The 14,648-nt window shown below is 29.5% G+C and carries 16 protein-coding genes; 14 read left to right on the top strand and 2 right to left on the bottom strand.

Going from position 1 to position 14,648, the window contains the following annotated elements; translation table 11 throughout:
• Positions 1-151 precede the first annotated feature (151 nt).
• From P3X86_RS03755 to P3X86_RS03740, 4 genes are all read left to right on the top strand, one after another.
• Positions 152-946: a class I SAM-dependent methyltransferase gene (locus tag P3X86_RS03755; protein ID WP_483291287.1), complete on the top strand. Its 795-nt coding sequence runs from the start codon at positions 152-154 to the stop codon at positions 944-946.
• A gap of 303 nt (positions 947-1,249) precedes the next feature.
• Positions 1,250-2,074, top strand: a complete 825-nt coding sequence (locus tag P3X86_RS03750; protein WP_483291286.1) for a GNAT family N-acetyltransferase — start codon at positions 1,250-1,252, stop codon at positions 2,072-2,074.
• Between the two features lie 53 nt (positions 2,075-2,127).
• The gene (locus tag P3X86_RS03745) at positions 2,128-3,105 is read left to right on the top strand and encodes a ribose-phosphate diphosphokinase (RefSeq protein WP_483291285.1); all 978 of its coding nucleotides are present in this window, start codon (positions 2,128-2,130) and stop codon (positions 3,103-3,105) included.
• A gap of 132 nt (positions 3,106-3,237) precedes the next feature.
• Positions 3,238-3,789, top strand: a complete 552-nt coding sequence (locus P3X86_RS03740) for a GNAT family N-acetyltransferase (protein WP_483291284.1) — start codon at positions 3,238-3,240, stop codon at positions 3,787-3,789.
• Positions 3,790-3,852: 63 nt separating this feature from the next.
• Here P3X86_RS03740 and P3X86_RS03735 read toward each other — a convergent pair whose 3' ends face one another.
• Together P3X86_RS03735 and P3X86_RS03730 are read right to left on the bottom strand one after the other, a co-directional pair.
• Complete coding sequence (locus P3X86_RS03735) at positions 3,853-4,461, bottom strand: class I SAM-dependent methyltransferase (RefSeq protein ID WP_483291283.1); 609 nt, start codon at positions 4,459-4,461, stop codon at positions 3,853-3,855.
• Between the two features lie 204 nt (positions 4,462-4,665).
• Positions 4,666-5,304: a hypothetical protein gene (locus tag P3X86_RS03730; protein ID WP_483291282.1), complete on the bottom strand. Its 639-nt coding sequence runs from the start codon at positions 5,302-5,304 to the stop codon at positions 4,666-4,668.
• Between the two features lie 621 nt (positions 5,305-5,925).
• Here P3X86_RS03730 and P3X86_RS03725 point away from each other — a divergent pair.
• The 10 genes from P3X86_RS03725 (at position 5,926) to P3X86_RS03680 (ending at position 14,638) form a co-directional block, all read left to right on the top strand.
• Entirely contained in the window at positions 5,926-6,132 is a 207-nt protein-coding gene (locus tag P3X86_RS03725) for a 4Fe-4S dicluster domain-containing protein (protein ID WP_483291281.1), read from the top strand.
• On the top strand, positions 6,132-7,265 hold the full coding sequence (locus tag P3X86_RS03720; protein WP_483291280.1) for a 2-oxoacid:acceptor oxidoreductase subunit alpha: 1,134 nt from the start codon (positions 6,132-6,134) through the stop codon (positions 7,263-7,265). The genes P3X86_RS03725 and P3X86_RS03720 overlap by 1 nt, the downstream gene beginning before the upstream one ends.
• Positions 7,265-8,086: a 2-oxoacid:ferredoxin oxidoreductase subunit beta gene (locus P3X86_RS03715; protein ID WP_483291279.1), complete on the top strand. Its 822-nt coding sequence runs from the start codon at positions 7,265-7,267 to the stop codon at positions 8,084-8,086. Before P3X86_RS03720 ends, P3X86_RS03715 begins: the two co-directional genes overlap by 1 nt.
• A 1-nt stretch (position 8,087) precedes the next feature.
• The gene (locus P3X86_RS03710) at positions 8,088-8,624 is read left to right on the top strand and encodes a 2-oxoacid:acceptor oxidoreductase family protein (RefSeq protein ID WP_483291278.1); all 537 of its coding nucleotides are present in this window, start codon (positions 8,088-8,090) and stop codon (positions 8,622-8,624) included.
• Positions 8,625-8,662: 38 nt separating this feature from the next.
• Positions 8,663-9,535 (top strand): MurR/RpiR family transcriptional regulator, encoded by an 873-nt coding sequence (locus P3X86_RS03705; RefSeq protein WP_483291277.1) that lies wholly within the window; start codon positions 8,663-8,665, stop codon positions 9,533-9,535.
• Between the two features lie 232 nt (positions 9,536-9,767).
• Positions 9,768-10,427, top strand: a complete 660-nt coding sequence (cmk, locus tag P3X86_RS03700; RefSeq protein WP_483291276.1) for a (d)CMP kinase — start codon at positions 9,768-9,770, stop codon at positions 10,425-10,427.
• The gene (locus P3X86_RS03695; RefSeq protein ID WP_483291275.1) at positions 10,427-11,008 is read left to right on the top strand and encodes a lysophospholipid acyltransferase family protein; all 582 of its coding nucleotides are present in this window, start codon (positions 10,427-10,429) and stop codon (positions 11,006-11,008) included. Before cmk ends, P3X86_RS03695 begins: the two co-directional genes overlap by 1 nt.
• A gap of 17 nt (positions 11,009-11,025) precedes the next feature.
• A complete protein-coding gene (locus tag P3X86_RS03690) occupies positions 11,026-13,029 on the top strand; it encodes a bifunctional 4-hydroxy-3-methylbut-2-enyl diphosphate reductase/30S ribosomal protein S1 (protein WP_483291274.1) in 2,004 nt (667 codons plus the stop codon).
• 145 nt (positions 13,030-13,174) lie between these two features.
• A complete protein-coding gene (locus P3X86_RS03685) occupies positions 13,175-13,945 on the top strand; it encodes a CheR family methyltransferase (protein WP_483291273.1) in 771 nt (256 codons plus the stop codon).
• 123 nt (positions 13,946-14,068) lie between these two features.
• Positions 14,069-14,638, top strand: coding sequence for a MerR family transcriptional regulator (locus tag P3X86_RS03680; RefSeq protein WP_483291272.1), 570 nt, complete (start codon positions 14,069-14,071; stop codon positions 14,636-14,638).
• The last annotated feature ends 10 nt before the right edge of the window (positions 14,639-14,648 follow it).

Genomic DNA, 14,648 nt, shown 5'->3' with positions numbered 1-14,648 from the left:
TTATCATACTTGCTGATGTAAGAAATTTAGTTTGCTAATTCAAATATGGAAATCTGTTTATCAATTATGATAATTATTATCATTTACATTTTTGGATATATATTGTAAAATATAATCAGTATTAAATATAACGGTTAAAGAAGGTGTGATAATGAAACAATCTTTAAGTGACGTACCTGAAACATTACTTATTCCACTTTGGGCTAGAGCTATCGAAACCAAAAGAGAGGACCCAATAATAAAAGATGAAAAAGCTATTGAGATGATGCAAAAAATTGATTATGATTTCTCAAAATTCTATGGTTCATGGATGTCTCAAACAGGTGTAGCAGTTAGGACGCAAATATTTGACGCAGAGGTTACAAAATTTATTAATGAACATCCATATGCCAATATAATCAATATTGGTTGTGGTCTAGATACTAGGTATTTTAGAGTTGATAATGGTACAATTAATTGGTACGATATTGATTTACCAGAGCCTATAAGGCTAAGAAAAAATTTTTTTACTGAGACATCTAGACATAAAATGATAGGTAAATCTGTTTTTGACTTTTCTTGGATAGATTATATAGATGACATAACTAAAGACACTTTATTTATTACCGAAGGGATACTAATGTATTTTTCCGAAAATGATATACATGTCCTAATGAACAAAATGTCTGAAAAATTCACAGGAGCTACTATACTTTTTGACATTATGGCTCCATTTTATATTAAAAATAGTAAAAAACATGATACTGTTTCTAAAACTGGAGCAGTATTTAAGTGGGGGATAAAAACTGGAAAAGAAATGGAACAAATAAATTCAGATATCAGATTTCTGAAAGAATGGAGTATTTTTGATTTTCATAAAAATCGTTGGAAATTTATAAGGTGGTTATATCTTATACCTTACTTAAAGAATAATTTTAATTGCAGGATTATAAAAATAACTGTGTAAATATAGATTGATTTATATATAAATGAGAGAACTAGTAATACAGGTTCTCTCTTATTCTTAAGTTACAGCTTTTTATATTATAGCTTATAAAAATATTATAAGTAAACAATACAATAAGCTACGAAGCACCAATGGCTTATAAATCAATAGATGAGATCATTAATAATGTTGTATATAAATAAACCATATGAATTTTTCTGGCATAACTTTAGGAGTATTAAAACTTAATCTTTAGCTATACAAATATTCTATATTGTATTAAACTATGATTAGATAACTAATAAAACATAAGGGGCTGTTACAATGATATACGAATTAGAGAAAAATCAATTTGATAAAATAGCTCATTTACTGGAAAATGAACTAATTAATTTAGAAGTTATTGCTGTTGCAAGGGGTTATAATCCTGGTTGGATTTTTGTTGACAATATACAGTCACCCAAAACAGCTATGATTTGGTCAAGAGGTATTGAAGGATTTTACTTCATAGGTGATGCAAATAATACTGATTTTAATAGCTCTGTTAATGACTTTATAGATAAAGTAATAACTCAGAGGGCCAACAAGCTAGGTTTAAATACTTTTGAATTTAGTGGTACTAGCAAAGAATGGGACAAAACATTAAAAAGAGTTTTTCATAGTAGAAATATGTATGAATCTAAACAATATGTATATAAACACAACGGCTTACAAGAGTGTACTATAAAAGAATACGACCTTACTGTAGAATATATCATGAAAAGGGTAGATAAAGAATTACTAGATGATAGTAACTATGATATGTCTTTTGTAAAAGATGCTATACTTGAGTGGTGGGATAGTTTTGAAGACTTCTTAAACAATGGAGTAGGCTTTTGCATTATTCATGATAATAAAGCAGTATGTTCATGTGTAACTAGTTTTACTGATGGTGCAAGCATGGAATCTCATATAGTTACACATGAGAGTTACCGAAAAAAAGGTCTAGCAACTGTGGCTGTAAATGAATATCTTAGAGAATGTAAAATCATCAATATTAATCCTTATTGGGATTGCATGCAAAAAAATTATGGCTCTAGGGCTTTAGCTGAAAAATTAGGCTATACTCTTTCTTTTGAGTATGCATTATATGAATTTGACTTAAAATAATAACCAAGGGTAACCCTTGGTTATTTATCATTTTAGATAAGGAGTTGGTTATTTTGAAAAATAACGATATTAAAGTATTTGCAGGTAGTTCAGGCTATGATTTTGCACAAGGAATTTGTAATCATCTAAATTTAGAACTTGGTAAGTCAAAAGTTATCACTTTTTCAGAAGGCAATATTTATGTGAAAGTAGAAGAAACTGTAAGAGATAGAGATGTTTATTTAGTCCAGTCGATAGGTTTAAAATCAAATGATGAATTCACAGAAATATTATTTTGGATAGATGCCTTTAAACGAGCAAGTGCTAAATCAGTAACTTTGATAATGCCTTATTTCGCTTATGCTAAAGGAGACAAAAAAGACGAGCCTAGAGTTTCAATTAGAGCAAGGGTATGTGCTGAATGTATTGAGTTAGCAGGAGTTGACAGAGTTGTTACTATGGATTTACATAGTCCTCAAATACAAGGCTTTTTTAAAAAACCTGTTGACCACTTATTAGCACTTCCCATACTATGCGAGTATATTAAATCTTTGGACATCCCAAATTTAGTCGTTGTATCTCCCGATGCTGGTTTTGCTAAAGAGGCAAGAAAATATGCTAGATATCTAGATACATCTATAGCTATTGGAGATAAGGAACGTACTGACCACGATGAAAAAGCAAAGATTATGGAAATAGTTGGAGAGATAGATGGTAAAAATGCACTTATAGTAGATGACTTTAGCATATCTGGCAGTACGTTAATAGATATTTCAAAAGAATTAAAAAGACGAGGTGCTAAGAAAATCATGGTATGTCTATCTCACATATTACTTAATGAAAAAGGTGTAAAAAAACTTGAGGACAGTGATATAGAGTTACTTATATCTACAGATTCTATATTAAATCCATATATTATCAATAGTAATAAAATCAAGATAGTATCTGTTGCTCCATTATTTGCTGAGACAATAAGAAGAATACATCAAAGTGAGTCTGTAAGTCCACTATTTGATAAAGTCCCAGATGAAGTACTTACTAAAGAAAAATAAATAGCATTAGTTAAAGTGATATTTTTGATAAAACCTATAGTATACTTATTTGTATTAATTATTAGTTATAGGTTGATTTGGCACTTCAATCAGTTAAAATTATCAGAGTCGCAATAATAGGGAGGAATAGATTTGAATATAAAAATAAGGAAAGAAAATAATATGGATTATGCTAGTGTTAAGGAAGTAATAAAATCTGCTTTTTATAGAGAAAGTATAGACTTAACGTTTAATGAATGGACATTAGTAGAAAACATAAGAAATAGTACTTCTTATATTAACGAGTTATCTTTAGTTGCAGTAATAGAAAATGAAATTGTTGGTCATATATTATTTACTCCATTAAAAATTCATAGTTACTCAGACATACATGATTCATTAGCATTAGCTCCTGTATCTGTACATAAACAGTATCAAAATATGGGTATAGGTAAACTTCTTGTTGAAGAGGGAATTAGTACTGCCAAAAAACTTGGATATAACTCTATAATAGTGATGGGTCATCCAAATTACTATATGAAATTTGGCTTTGAGCTAGCTTCAATATATGGTATTGGGATAAATAATAATTTAGATAGCAAATATCTTTTTGCATTAGAGTTATCAAAAAATTCTTTAATGAATGTTAATGGAAATATTAAGTACTGTAAAGAATTCTATAATAAAAAAGGGGAGTTGTTATAATAAAAAAGCCAAATGAGACTTAATAAGTTTCATTTGGCTTTTTAACACTCCTAATAAACTACTTTATTTTCTTTTTTGTATTATATATTCAATATACCCCTGCTTTATTTTATTACCTTCATAAATTCTCTCATATAGTCTATATTCTTTTGCTAAAATATCCACATCTGTGAAGTATTTTTCAGCTTCATTAATATCGAAATACGTATGTATTACTTCATGCTCTCCTTCACTTTGGAGAAACTCTCCTTGTCCCAATTCTTGACCTTCTCCATAACCGAAATCATCTATCGATAGAAAATTAATATAGCATAATCCTTCTGGTTGCAAAACTCTTTTCATCTCATCTATAGCTGTTTTTATATCAGCTTTTTTCATGTGGAAAATAGTGTTGTACGAATATACCACGCCAAAAGTTTCATCTTCAAAAGGTATAGCTCTCAAATCTCCTTTTGTCATGTTAAGCTTTATATTATGTTGTTTAGAAAATACATTTGCTTTTTCAATTTGTTTTTCACTTAGCTCTATTCCAAATGTTTCATATCCATGTTCATAAAAAAGACCAAGTGGAGGGCAATTACCTCCAGCACCACAGTCAAGTACTTTTTTTTCTATGTCTGCTTTATTGCAATAAATTAAGAATCTGTATAGCTGAGTTTGCCTATAAATCATACATAAATACCTCCTTCAAAATCGTATTTCAAAAGCAATCTGCACCTTTTTAATTATTGCACTAAGCTTATCTTATTATATTGTTGTACTTATTACTAGTCTTATATTTTCTTTGTATTTATGATATAATATATATAGAAAAAACAGTATCTCATAGTATTTATTAGTGATATATGTTATGATAAATAAAGATTTTTTCATACCTTAACAATTTTCATGCAAATATATAGTCGTATCTTTACTTCCTTTATATGTAATTTTTTTTACTTTTGTATTATCTTTTATCTTTTTACCACATTTATAACAAATGTAGTTCGATTTTTTGAGTTGCACAATAGAAACTTCTTTTTCCATATGGTTGTATTTATTCCAACTTTTCCATCCTGTTTTACATAATAAACTTCTATTATCAAAGTCTGCATAAACCCATCTTAGTAGTCTATGAAAATGAAAAGGATACTTGGTGTATGTAATAAATGCTCTAGGAAGTCCTAAAGATATAGTATAATCTTCAAATGCTTTTTCTATCTTAGATTGTAATGGTTCACCTATTTTTACACTATTATAAGTATATTGGTTTTTCTTCATCCATTTTCTTAGATTGTCAAACATATAACCTCTACAAACATCAATAATCTCTTCTTTTGTTACATTTAGTTTATTAAACATATCTTCCACTATATGAATTACATAGTTTAGGTATTCTTTCTTATTAAACATATCACCCATGTAGTATTTTATAGGTATAAAACCGTACTCAAATTCACCAGTTTCAACTCTTATCATGCCTATACATGTTCCACCTATCAAACTCCCGCTTCCTGCATCATCTATCTGTATCAACTAAATTCACCTCGTTATATTTATACCAATGTAAACAAACATATTATTATTATAGTCATAATAAAACATAAAATACTACATTCTACTTGGTATTCGTTTCAATTTTTACCACTAAATAATTGCAAGTTATAATTTCATATTGGCTTATATTATTCATAAATATTAAATGCAAGAAAATAAAAACAGTCCTTCATTTTAATAAAATCGTTTTCCTAATAAATGTATTACGATTTATTTTTTTTAAAATGTTGTCTTAATACCAAGTATTATAAAATAATTTGGGTGGTACAATTAAATAAAATATATCCTTTTATTAAAAGTTTAAAAAATAATATAGAAAAGTATTATTAAAACATATCTTAAATCATATTACTAGTTTTAGTTAATAAAATTAATTCATGTAATTATACTGGTTTATGAGCTTAAGTACAAAACTACAAAAAAATATTTATTTCAACAATATTATTTTATTTATAGAATTTGATTTATAATATGCATTGTTTGAAATTAATCTTGCATGTGATGTTTCAATTTTAAAATAATATGAAATAAAACTTGCAAAATGTACTATCTTTTGTTATTATCTAATTATCCAAAGAAGATATAAAAGGGGGGCCTAATATGTCCGCACAAAAAAGTAAGCAATTAGTGATAAAGCCTGAATGGTGTAAAGGGTGTGGCATTTGTATAAGTTTTTGTCCAAAAAATGTTTTAGCTCTAAATGAAAAAGATAAGATAGAAATTAAAAATATTGAAGATTGTACGAAATGCGGTTTATGTGAACTACGTTGTCCTGATTATGCTATATACTTAAAGGAGGATAAATAATGAGTAAAAATGTTAAACTGATGCAAGGAAATGAAGCGTGTGTGGAAGGTGCTTTAGCAGCTGGAATGACGTTCTACGCTGGTTATCCAATCACTCCTTCAACTGAAATAGCTGAAATATCCTCTTTAAAATTACCCCAAATAGGTGGTAAATTTATTCAAATGGAAGATGAAATCGCTGGTATGGCGGCTACGATAGGTGGTTCTTTAGCAGGATTAAAGTCAATGACTGCTACAAGTGGCCCTGGGTTTTCTCTAAAACAAGAAAACATAGGTTATGCTTGTATAGCTGAAATACCATGTGTTATTGTAAATGTTCAGCGTGGAGGTCCAAGTACTGGTTTACCAACATCTCCTTCACAAGGTGATGTTATGCAAGCTAAGTGGGGAACTCATGGAGATCATCCTGTAATTGCACTTTCTCCAAGCTCCGTAAAGGAAACATTTGATTTAACGGTTAAATGCTTTAACTATGCTGAAAAATATAGAACTCCTGTGATATTATTGTTAGATGAAGTAGTAGCTCATATGAGAGAAAGAATCGAAATTCCTGATGCTAGCGAAATAGAAGTAGTTGATAGAAAAAAACCAAAGAAAAACTTAGATACATATAATCCTTATGAGATTGTTGATGATACTCTAATTCCACCTATGGCAGCATACGGAGAGGGATATCGCTTCCATGTAACTGGGTTATCTCACAATATCACTGGTTTCCCTAGCAATGATAGTGTAATCGCTGAAAATTTATTAAATAGATTAATGGATAAAATAAGTAATAATATAGATGATTTAAGTATATATGAAAATTATAAAATGGAAGATGCCGAAGTTGTAATTGTAGCATATGGTTCTACAGCTAGATCTGCTAAAAGTGCTGTAGATGCTGCAAGAAAAGAAGGTTTAAAAGTTGGTTTATTTAGACCTATGACAATATGGCCATTCTTAGCTAAACAAATTGAAGAAATCGATTCAAAAGTTAAGAATATTGTAGTTGCTGAAATGAATTTAGGTCAATATTCACTAGAAGTTGAAAGAGTATGTAAATCTGCTAAAGTATCTCACTATGGAAAAGTTAACGGTGAGCTTATTACTCCTGATGAAATATTAACAGCAGTAAAGGAGGCTTTATAATGTCAAGTGAATTAATCAGTAAATATTTTAGAATGGATAACCTTCCACATATATGGTGTCCTGGCTGTGGTCATGGAATACTTATGCGTGGGATTGTAAAAGCTATAGATAATCTTGGTTTAAACAAAGATGATGTTTGTATAGTTTCTGGTATAGGATGTTCTTCAAGAGCTCCTGGTTATATGGATTTTAACACACTTCATACAACTCATGGTCGTGCACTAGCATTTGCTACAGGTATCAAACTTGCAAATCCAAAACTTGAAGTTATAGTAGTAACTGGAGATGGTGATGCATCTGCAATCGGTGGTAATCACTTAATCCATGCAGCTAGAAGAAATATCGGAATAACTACTGTAGTATTCAATAACTCTATATATGGAATGACTGGTGGACAATATTCTCCTACAACGCCAACTGGTGATAAAGGAACTACTGCTCCTTATGGAAATATAGATAATAACTTTGATTTATGTAAATTAGCCCAGGCAGCTGGAGCAACTTATACAGCACGTTCTACAGCTTATCATGCAAATATGATAATTAAGCAAGTTGAGAACGGTATTAAAAATAAAGGATTTTCATTCATTGAAGCAATCAGTGTTTGTCCTACTTACTATGGTCGAAAAAACAAAAAAGGCGATGCTGTAATGATGATGCAGTACTTAAAAGATTCTGCTGTAAATATCAACAAAGCTAAAAATATGAACGAAGAAGAATTAGCTGGTAAGTTTGTAATAGGTGAATTTACAAACAATAGTAAACCTGAGTATACTGATCAATATCAAAATATTATTAATAGATTACAAGGGGAGCGATAGTATGGCAAATCAAAAAGAAATTAGATTAAGTGGTTCTGGCGGTCAAGGACTTATATTAGCAGGAATTATACTTGCTGAGGCTGCAATTTTAGACGGTAAAAATACTATACAATCTCAATCATATGGTCCTGAAGCTAGAGGTGGAGCTAGTAAAGCGGAAGTTATAATTAGTGACAATGAGATCAATTACCCAAAAGTTAGAGAATGTGACTTAATGCTTTCGTTGACACAAGTAGCATGTGATAAATATATTTCTCAACTAAACACAGGTGGTATCTTAATAATAGATGATTCTATTGAAACTCCTAATAGAGATGATGTTACAATATATAAATTACCTATTATTAAAACAGCTGTTAACGATATAGGGAAAAGCATGGTTGCAAATATCGTTGCATTAGGGGCTGTAAACGGCATATCAAGTATTGTAAATGAAGAGTCTTTAAAGTCAGCTATACTAAATAGAGTGCCTAAAGGAACAGAAAATTTAAACGAAAACGCATTTAAAGCTGGATTACAGATGGCAAAAGCATTATAATATATATTATATATTATAATGATAAGGGTTGATGTAAAATGAAAAGTACTAATATATTGAAATTGATTCAAGCTAAGTACAATATACTGAGTAAAGGACAAAAGCTCATTGCAGAATATATATCAGATAACTATGATAAAGCAGCATTTATGACAGCTTCAAAGCTAGGGATAACAGTAGGAGTTAGTGAATCTACTGTAGTCCGTTTTGCTATAGCTTTAGGCTTTTCTGGATATCCAAAACTTCAAGAGTCATTGCAAGAGCTTATAAAAAACAAGTTAACTACCGTTCAAAGGTTGAATATGACGGATGAATTATCTAATACTAAGAAATTATATAAAGAAATCCTAAGAGCTGATATGGAGAATATAAAATCAACTATAGATTCTTTAGATGAAGTAACATTTAATAAAGTAGTTGAAAAAATTTGTACAGCCGAAAAAGTTTATGTTTTGGGACTTAGAAGTTCTTCTACTTTAGCAGCATACTTTGGATTTTATTTAGGGTTTATACTTAAAAATGTCAAAGTAGTTGTTTTTGGTACTAGCGATGTTTTTGAACAACTATTGAAGGTAGACAAAAATGACGTGGTAATCGGTATAGGATATCCAAGATATTCTCGTAAGACGCTGGAAGCACTTAAATATATTAGAGAACAAAATTGTGAAATAGTCGGCATTACAGACAGCTACGTTTCACCTATATCAAATTTGGCAGACTACACATTAGTTGCTTCAAGTAATCTCGTTTCATTAGTCGATTCTCTTGTTGCTCCAATGAGTCTGATTAATTCACTGATTATAGCCATAGCAAACAAAAATAAAGAAGAAGTTAGCCGATATTTTACCAAGTTAGAACAAATATGGGATAAATATAATATTTATGATGGTAAAGAGAAATTTTCTCTTTAATAAACAAGGGCGTCTTTAATCATAAGATAGCCCTTGCTTTATATTTAATGCGTATATTAACCTTGATAATATTATACTTGAGGTATGTGGCAATTTAATATATAATTAACAAGAGAGTAAAATTTGATGGACTAATTTGTTATAATAATTGAATATAATATCAAAATATAAACTACTATATATTAGTGGTTTAAGCTTTGTAAAAACATTTTTAGTTTTAAGGAGCGATGCAATGAAAAATATAACAATTGCAGTAGATGGTCCTGCTGGTGCAGGCAAAAGTACTATTGCAAAGATAATAGCTGAAAAACTTAATGTAAATTATATAGATACTGGTGCAATGTATAGAGCTTTTACTTATCTAATTATTTCTAAAAACATTAATTTCGATGCTAAAGACAAAATACAGCATGAACTAAAAAATGCTAAAATTGAATTTAAAAACAATCATATCTACCTAAACGATAATATTATAGATGATGAAATAAGGGCTGATATTATCAATAAAAACGTTTCTAAGTTAGCTAAGTTAGCTTATGTAAGAGAACATTTGGTATTTTTACAAAAGGCTATAGCTGATAAAGGGAATGTAATAATGGATGGCAGAGATATAGGTACAAAAGTAATACCTAATGCTAAGTATAAATTCTTTATTACTGCATCACTAGAAGAAAGAGGTAAAAGAAGATATAAACAAATTATAAAAAAAACTCCGGGTATAGTTCTAGATGAGTTAATAAAGGACATAGCAAGAAGAGATAGTATAGATTCGACTAGAGAAGCTTCTCCTTTACTCAAAGCTGATGACGCTATAGAAATCGACACAACTTACAAAACTCTAGATGAAGTCGTATCAATTATAGTGGATTACATTATGAAAGGGGAAAGCTAATGAGCTTCTACGGGGTTTGTAAAAATATAGCTTGGGGACTTAGCAAAATTATTTTTAGAGTCGAAGTAAAAAACGCTGATAAAATTCCTAACGAAGGAAATTTAATTATATGCGGTAATCATATAAGCTTATTAGACCCTGTAATAGTAGCAACTATATGTCCAAGACAGATTAAGTATATGGCAAAAAAAGAACTGTTTAATATTTTTCTACTCAGAAAAGCTTTTAGGTGGTTGGGGGCTTTCCCAGTGGATAGATCAAAAGCTGATATCTCTGCTGTGAAAAATGCTCTTAAGATATTAAAGAACAAAGAAGTCCTTGGCATCTTTCCAGAGGGTACAAGAGTTAAAAGCCAAGATATCAATAATGCAAAAGCAGGTATATCTATGATAGCTATCAAATCTAAATCCCCTATAGTTCCTGTTTTTATTGATACCAAATATAGATTGTTTGGTAAAATAAGAGTAACTGTAGGTGACCCTATTGATTTTAAAGAGTATTATAGTAAGAGGCTAACTAATGATGAATATAAGAACTTAAGTATTGATGTAATGGACAAACTTTATTCCTTAAAAAATTAAACCAAGGAGTGTTTATTTTGAAAATTATTCTAGCTGACGTTTATGGTTTTTGTTACGGAGTCGAAAGGTCAATAGAAATGGCGTTAGATACAGTCAAAACATATGGTAGTATATATTCTCTCGGCTCATTAATTCATAACGAGCAAGCTATTAATTATTTACAAAAGCAAGGTGTAAATATAGTAGATTGTATAGATAATATTAGCGATACTAAGCTAATAATAAGAGCACATGGCGTACCATTAGATGTATATGAAAAAGCAAAAACTTTAAATATACAAATATATGATTTTACCTGTCCTTTTGTTAGAAAAATTCAAAAGAAAGTCAATAAATATCATTCTGAAGGATATACGATAGTAATAATCGGTGATCCTAAACACCCAGAGGTTATTGGCACAAAAGGATGGTGTAATAATGAAGCTTATGTGGTAAATTCTAAAGATGATATTGATGTTATACCAAAATGTGATAAAATATGTATTGTGGCTCAAACAACCATTAGGGTAGATAAATTTGAATCACTAGTTCAAATCTTGTCTGAAAAGGGGGAAGATGTAAAGGTATTTAATACCATTTGCAATGCAACTAGTTTAAGACAAAAAGCATGTTTGGACGTTGCTAAAAAAGTTGATGCTATGATAGTAATTGGTGGATACCATAGTTCTAACACAGCTAAATTAGTGTCTGTTGCTAGAGAGCACTGTAAAACTTATCATATTGAAACGGTTGATGATCTTAACATCGATGAATTTAAAGATTTAAGTACTATAGGAATAACAGCAGGCGCATCAACGCCTGACTGGATTATTAAGGAGGTTATTGCAAAAATGAATAATTCAGAGGAAATGAAGAACATAATGGAAGAATACGAAAAATCCTTTGTTGAATTAAGTAGAGGAGATGTAGTTGAAGGTACTGTTATTACAGTAAACAAAAACGAAATCATGGTTAATATTGGATATAAAGCAGATGGGATCCTTCCTAGAGAAGAGTATTCAAATGATCCATCTATAGATATAAATGAGGAAGTTAAAGCTGGTGATGCAATAAAAGTATTAATAATGAAGTTCGACGATGGAGATGGCAATGTATTGTTATCCAAAAAAAGAGTTGACGAAATTCAAGGTTGGGAAGATTTAAGTACAGTTTATGAAAACGAAGAAATAGTTGAAGCTAAAGTTGTAGAAAGTGTTAAAGGCGGACTAATGGTAGTTGTTAATAATATAAAAGCATTTTTACCTGCTTCGCATGCTTCAAGCAGATTTATGTCTGACTTATCTTCTTTAGTTGGTACTGTATTTAATGTAAAAATCATTGATTTAAATAAAGCCAAAAAGAGATTAGTAGTATCTAGAAAAGTTGTAGAGCAAAAAGAAATAGAAGCTAAATTGGAACAAATATGGTCAGGTATAGAGAAAGATGCTGTGCTAAAAGGTGAAGTTAAGAGAATCTCAGATTTTGGTGCATTTGTTGATATCGGTGGGATAGACGGACTTATCCATATATCAGAAATGTCATGGGGAAGAATTAAACACCCTAGTGAAGTTGTAAGCATAGGAGACCAAGTTGAAGTAATAATATTAGACTTTGATAAAGCTAAGCAAAGAATATCTTTAGGTTTAAAACAACTTAAAAAACATCCTTGGAACAATGCTACAGAAAACTACAAAATAGGTGATGTAGTTGAAGGTACAGTAGTTAAACTATTAGATTTTGGTGCATTTGTAGAAATAGAGCCTGGACTTGATGGACTTGTTCATATATCTGAAATAAGTAATAAGCACATTGCTAAGCCTTCAGACGAATTAAAATCAGGCCAAAAAGTAGAAGTTAGAATACTTGATATTAAACCAGAAGATAAGAAGTTAAGCCTAAGTATAAAAAAAGTTGATGAGCCTGTAGAAGAGAAAACTACTGAAAATAAACCTAAAAGAAAAAAGGTAGAAGTTGATAATTCTTATAGAGAAGAATGTGATGTTTGCATAGGTGATATATTAACAGATAAAGATGCAGAGTAGATTATAATCACTAGATTTTATTTAATTTATTTTTATTATTATATAAATATTGTTATCATTTAAAATTGTGGCTTTTAGCCATAGTTTTTTTTTGGTACAATATTATTATATAATTATTACATACTTATACAAAGGGGTTAATATTATGGATAAATATGAAGAGTTTAAGAAAAACGTTTATAAGCTTATTAAGCTTGATTTGTCATCTTATAAAGAAAAACAAATGAAAAGAAGAATTACGTCATTAGTAACTAGGAATAATTATAAAGATTTTGACGACTATTTTTTGGCTTTAAAAAAGGATGAAAAATTATTTAACCAATTTCTAAACTACTTGACTATTAATGTATCAGAATTTTATAGAAATGAAAATCAATGGGATATACTAGAGAAAAATATACTTCCTGATTTAGTTAAGAATAATAAAAAACTAAAGATATGGAGTAGTGCTTGCTCAACAGGAGAAGAACCTTATTCTCTTGTTATGCTAATGACACGTTTTTATAAACTTGAAGATATAACAGTCTATGCAACAGATATAGACGTAGAAATTATGGAAAAAGCAAAAATAGGTATATATAATGAAAAAAGTATAAAAAGTTTGCCAAAAGAATTTGTTATAAAATATTTTGAAAAGTTAGGTTCAAATTATAAAATTAAAGATGAAATTAAAGATAGAGTTAAATTTTCAAGGATTAATTTATTAGAAGATAAGTTCTTAACAAATTGCCATCTAGTAACTTGTAGAAACGTAATGATATACTTTACTGGGCAGGCAAAAGATATCATGTATCATAAATTTAGAGAATCTCTTACAAACGATGGAGTGTTCTTTGTTGGTAGTACAGAGCAAATAATCAAACCAAATGAGTATAAGCTTAAACCTATAAAAACGTTCTTTTATACTAGAGCATGATTTTATTACGTAGTTATGTAGTCTTATTGAATGTAATAATAATCCATAATTTTCATATATTAAAAGGAAATTAGATCATCAGTGGGGAATACACTAAAAAATATATATTTTCGGGGTGGTCAAATGTATGATAAAAATAAGATATATAAAATTACGGATATGTCTAGAATAACTGGCTATGATAAGCATGTATTAAGATATTACGAAAAAGAGTTCAACATAGATGTGCCTAGAAATAGCGCAAAGCATCGTTATTACACTTTTAAAGAAATTGATTTATATTTGAGGATTAAAGAATTACAGGAGACAGGGTATACTAATAAACAAATTAAGCTAATAATTGAATCGCCAGAAGTGTTATTAAAACAATCAAGTAATGAAACAGCTGTTACTGTAGCTAATGAAACTGCCTCAATAAGTCAATTACAAGATCTATCTAATTTTATAAAAAATGAAATAAAGGAAGCTCTTTTAGAAAGCCAAAAGCACAATATGAAAACTATAAACAAATTGAATGACAAAATAGAAGCGTTGACTAATGAAATAAAGAGCAAAGAACGAGACGTACTTTTAAGTGAAAATGCTAAACTCAAAATGAAAGTAAAGTCAAAGTCCTATGAAGTTGCGGATTTAAGAGAAAAATTGAAAAGAGTAGAACACAAAAAAGGTTTTCTAAAAAGATTGTTTTCATAATTTAGGAGGA

The sequence above is a fragment of the Abyssisolibacter sp. ZYX002 genome (assembly GCF_056892235.1).
Note: the sequence above shows the minus strand (reverse complement) of the source record. Positions and strands in the feature narration are given on the sequence as shown.

Excerpts from the sequence above, each read along its gene's own strand:
- P3X86_RS03755 (WP_483291287.1), top strand. The coding sequence starts at position 152 with ATGAAACAATCTTTAAGTGACGTACCTGAAACATTACTTATTCCACTT.
- P3X86_RS03750 (WP_483291286.1), top strand. The coding sequence starts at position 1,250 with ATGATATACGAATTAGAGAAAAATCAATTTGATAAAATAGCTCATTTA.
- P3X86_RS03735 (WP_483291283.1), bottom strand. The coding sequence starts at position 4,461 with ATGATTTATAGGCAAACTCAGCTATACAGATTCTTAATTTATTGCAAT.
- P3X86_RS03725 (WP_483291281.1), top strand. The coding sequence starts at position 5,926 with ATGTCCGCACAAAAAAGTAAGCAATTAGTGATAAAGCCTGAATGGTGT.
- P3X86_RS03720 (WP_483291280.1), top strand. The coding sequence starts at position 6,132 with ATGAGTAAAAATGTTAAACTGATGCAAGGAAATGAAGCGTGTGTGGAA.
- P3X86_RS03715 (WP_483291279.1), top strand. The coding sequence starts at position 7,265 with ATGTCAAGTGAATTAATCAGTAAATATTTTAGAATGGATAACCTTCCA.
- P3X86_RS03710 (WP_483291278.1), top strand. The coding sequence starts at position 8,088 with ATGGCAAATCAAAAAGAAATTAGATTAAGTGGTTCTGGCGGTCAAGGA.
- P3X86_RS03705 (WP_483291277.1), top strand. The coding sequence starts at position 8,663 with ATGAAAAGTACTAATATATTGAAATTGATTCAAGCTAAGTACAATATA.
- cmk (WP_483291276.1), top strand. The coding sequence starts at position 9,768 with ATGAAAAATATAACAATTGCAGTAGATGGTCCTGCTGGTGCAGGCAAA.
- P3X86_RS03695 (WP_483291275.1), top strand. The coding sequence starts at position 10,427 with ATGAGCTTCTACGGGGTTTGTAAAAATATAGCTTGGGGACTTAGCAAA.
- P3X86_RS03685 (WP_483291273.1), top strand. The coding sequence starts at position 13,175 with ATGGATAAATATGAAGAGTTTAAGAAAAACGTTTATAAGCTTATTAAG.
- P3X86_RS03680 (WP_483291272.1), top strand. The coding sequence starts at position 14,069 with ATGTATGATAAAAATAAGATATATAAAATTACGGATATGTCTAGAATA.